The sequence below is a fragment of the Glutamicibacter sp. AOP38-B1-38 genome (assembly GCF_052377485.1).
Taxonomy (GTDB): Bacteria; Actinomycetota; Actinomycetes; order Actinomycetales; family Micrococcaceae; genus Glutamicibacter.
Genome location: NZ_JBQSWU010000066.1, coordinates 1 through 2,898, shown reverse-complemented (window position 1 = coordinate 2,898; position 2,898 = coordinate 1). Strand labels below are relative to the sequence as shown.

2 protein-coding genes and 1 pseudogene are annotated in these 2,898 nt (G+C 52.4%); all 3 read right to left on the bottom strand.

Annotation, left to right across the window (positions count from 1 at the left end; genetic code table 11):
• A pseudogene (locus ACT3TP_RS18545) lies at positions 1 to 153 on the bottom strand (recombinase family protein); the annotation flags it as partial.
• A gap of 284 nt (positions 154 to 437) precedes the next feature.
• The gene (locus ACT3TP_RS18540; RefSeq protein WP_013348177.1) at positions 438 to 1,619 is read right to left on the bottom strand and encodes a hypothetical protein; all 1,182 of its coding nucleotides are present in this window, start codon (positions 1,617 to 1,619) and stop codon (positions 438 to 440) included.
• A gap of 82 nt (positions 1,620 to 1,701) precedes the next feature.
• Positions 1,702 to 2,457, bottom strand: a complete 756-nt coding sequence (locus ACT3TP_RS18535) for a hypothetical protein (protein WP_096283071.1) — start codon at positions 2,455 to 2,457, stop codon at positions 1,702 to 1,704.
• Positions 2,458 to 2,898 lie beyond the last annotated feature (441 nt).

The following is a 2,898-nucleotide window of genomic DNA, read 5'->3' as shown; positions in this document are numbered from 1 at the left end:
GAGGGATGCCAGGGCATCACGCTGGGCGGTGAGGTCTTGCTCCTCCGTGGACACGCGTGCGTAACCGACCATGATCTTAGACATGTAGATCAGTGTGTCACATAGGGATCCTTCACCGGACAGTTCACCGTACACCCTATACGGACACTTCATAGGTCACCATTAGCAAAGCAGCAGGTCAGCGGTTGGCGTGTCCGGTGGAGGACCGGCTATCGGAACACTGCAATTCAATTATGCGGTCAGACCCCTTGCGGGACGACGCCACTGATTGCGCAGCCAAACAGAGGGCTCTACCTGGTCCTGCTACGGGACAGCCTTTGACTTGATTCCGTCGGCAAGCTGAAGTCCAATTGCTATCTGGCTCCACTCGCCCTTAGCGTACGATTTTTTCCGTTTTCTGCGGCGACCCGGATTCAACTTGGCTGCCTGGAACAAAGTTACGGGCGCACCGCGAATCCTCGGAGGATGAGGTCATTGCTGAACTCGTCAACTAGGCCCGGAAGGACTGTTCGAGAAACTTCGCGTCCGGTGTCACGGTCATAGGCAATGATGCGGTAGTCGGAACCGTCGTTGTTGTCCACCAACTGGACAACCTCAGAGGGAGTGAAGACTGCTTGGGATGAGGATGCTTGACTGGTGTGCCCCTCCACATTGAACTTATGGGTCGTTTCGCCTGTTTTCAGATCAGTGGTAAATATTGCATTTCCTGCCCCGTACCATTCAATGGCACCCTTGCGGATGGAAGCCGAGCCCAGTTGCGGTAGACCTGTTCCATCATCACGCATGAGGGGTTCATCGTTCGAAACATTTGTGAGAGGCACTTCTGTGTACTTACCGGTGCGTGTGTCCCAGGCCGATAAAACAGGCTTGGGCTGATCACCTATCGATTGGGAGCTGGCATCGGAAAGGTAATATACACTTCCGTCTACACAGGGTGCATCGGGAACCACTGCGCCTTCAGTGGCTAAGTTACTTGAACCAAGAACGTGCTCGGACCCGTTCTTGGTCCCAGTCAATTGGGCGAACATCATGGGTTCTTTTTCAAGCTCCCCAGGAGGAGTGTATCGTCCTGTCGTGCGGCTGGCGCCATAGATCATGTCACCGCATTGGGAAGTGATGAAGTAGTTGCCCTCGGCTTCATGCAACGTCGATTTTCCGTCTGAGGAGATCACAACCTGACTCGCGTATCCATTTTCTATGAAGCCGTCGTTGTAGACTCCAATCGATGAACCGTTATCGGTTGAAAACATTCCATTCTGACTGTCCGTTTTGGGGCTCGGAGAAATTTCGAGTCCAGAATCATCGATCTTGTAGTCATTGTTCATGTCGCTGAAGAACAACGCCTTCTCGTTCCAAGCGAACAGCCCGTTGTCCATACCATCTGTCTCAACCAGCTGGTAGGAGCCATCTTGCTCAAAGAGCAGGACTTTTCCTTGGGACCCTTTCTCCGCGTCCAAGTCAGTGCTTGGCGGGCTGAGGTATACCGCATACTTGGTTTGCCCCAGATCCTGCAGATTGGATTCCGCAGGGGCACGCGTTTCTACACCCCCTGTGCAGCCAGACAAAGCCAGGGCAAGCAGGGTTCCCAATGTGATTGCCACGGGGCGGGTTCGAGTCATGTTGCGTTTCTTCCGATCAGCTGCAGTGGGTCGGCGGCAGATTTCTTGTCAGCCGACCCACTACATTATTGGTGGTGTTGGGTTAGAAGGTTTTGTATGTTGTCGTCCGGCTCGATTTCTTGATGTCGTACGGATAGACTCCGAGCCCTCCGTTTCCATCTAAGTCAATGCTTTTGTTTACTAATTTGAACGCCGCCCATACGAGCTGTGAACAGTTCATGTCTCTGCCAGTGGCAGATTTATTGACAGCAAAATTCATGTTGTAGTTCTTGCCTGTCAATCCCTTTGCGCGGTTGGCAGCGTTGGTCTTCACTGACGCAATGTGGTTTACCTGCTGTTTGACCGCGCCTTTGCTCACTTTGTAATTGAGGGAGCTTGTTGACCTGCTCTTCTTGTTTCTTCCGGGGGCTTCGACGAGGACTGTCTTCGAAATAAAAATACCGGTGTGGCCATGATTGATAATGCCATAACCGGCAGGCATCACGAATACGTCGCCGCCTTGTTTTGCGGACCCCAAGTTGTAGATCCTACCCCCGCCGGCATTTGCTGGCGCAGCGCCCTGGGTTAGCGATGAGCTCTTACTCGCAACAGGGGCGGCAGCCGCAACCGATTGACGATTTTCAGCAAGTGCCTTATTGGTAGCTTGGCTCAGGGTCAAGCCATTTTCCTTGGCATATGTCGTGAGAGATGACTTGAGCTCGGAGATGGGCAAGCCGGGGCTCATAGCGGCGAGCTCCTGGATGGCTTTGGATTCAGTTGCGGCGGAAACTGGGATCGCGGAAGTTACGAGCAGCAATCCTGACAACGCCAGGCCGGCAATGGCTAAACGCTTTTTCATGAATGCACCTTTCGTGCAAGGAGACGATGGGTTGGCACTGGTTGTGCGCCCAATGCACAGAATAATTCATGTTTTCGATTAACTTCTCCCGACGTTCTGAAAATGCGGAAAAATTTGCTTTACCTAGGGAACTTAATCATTGCCATATGGATTTAAGAGTGAATTGTTATCCGGTACTTGTTACGATTCGAGGTTTGAAGATTGATCGGCGGGTTTCTTGGATACAACGCTATGCGAGTCTCGAAGTGTTGGACTCGGAGCCGTTCGCTTTGTTGTACGAGACGCCGGGGGGGGTGCCCCTATGTTAAAAGTCAAGCAATTTTCTGCTCCGGAGCGTCATAAAGGGAACCATCGCGGATCATCGCAAACAGTACTGTCAGTCGACGGAGAGCATTCCGAATCTTGCAAGTCCTTCTGCGGTTGTGGTGTCGATGCCCTACT

Coding starts and splice junctions, on each gene's coding strand:
- ACT3TP_RS18540 (WP_013348177.1), bottom strand. CDS start 1,619: ATGACTCGAACCCGCCCCGTGGCAATCACATTGGGAACCCTGCTTGCC.
- ACT3TP_RS18535 (WP_096283071.1), bottom strand. CDS start 2,457: ATGAAAAAGCGTTTAGCCATTGCCGGCCTGGCGTTGTCAGGATTGCTG.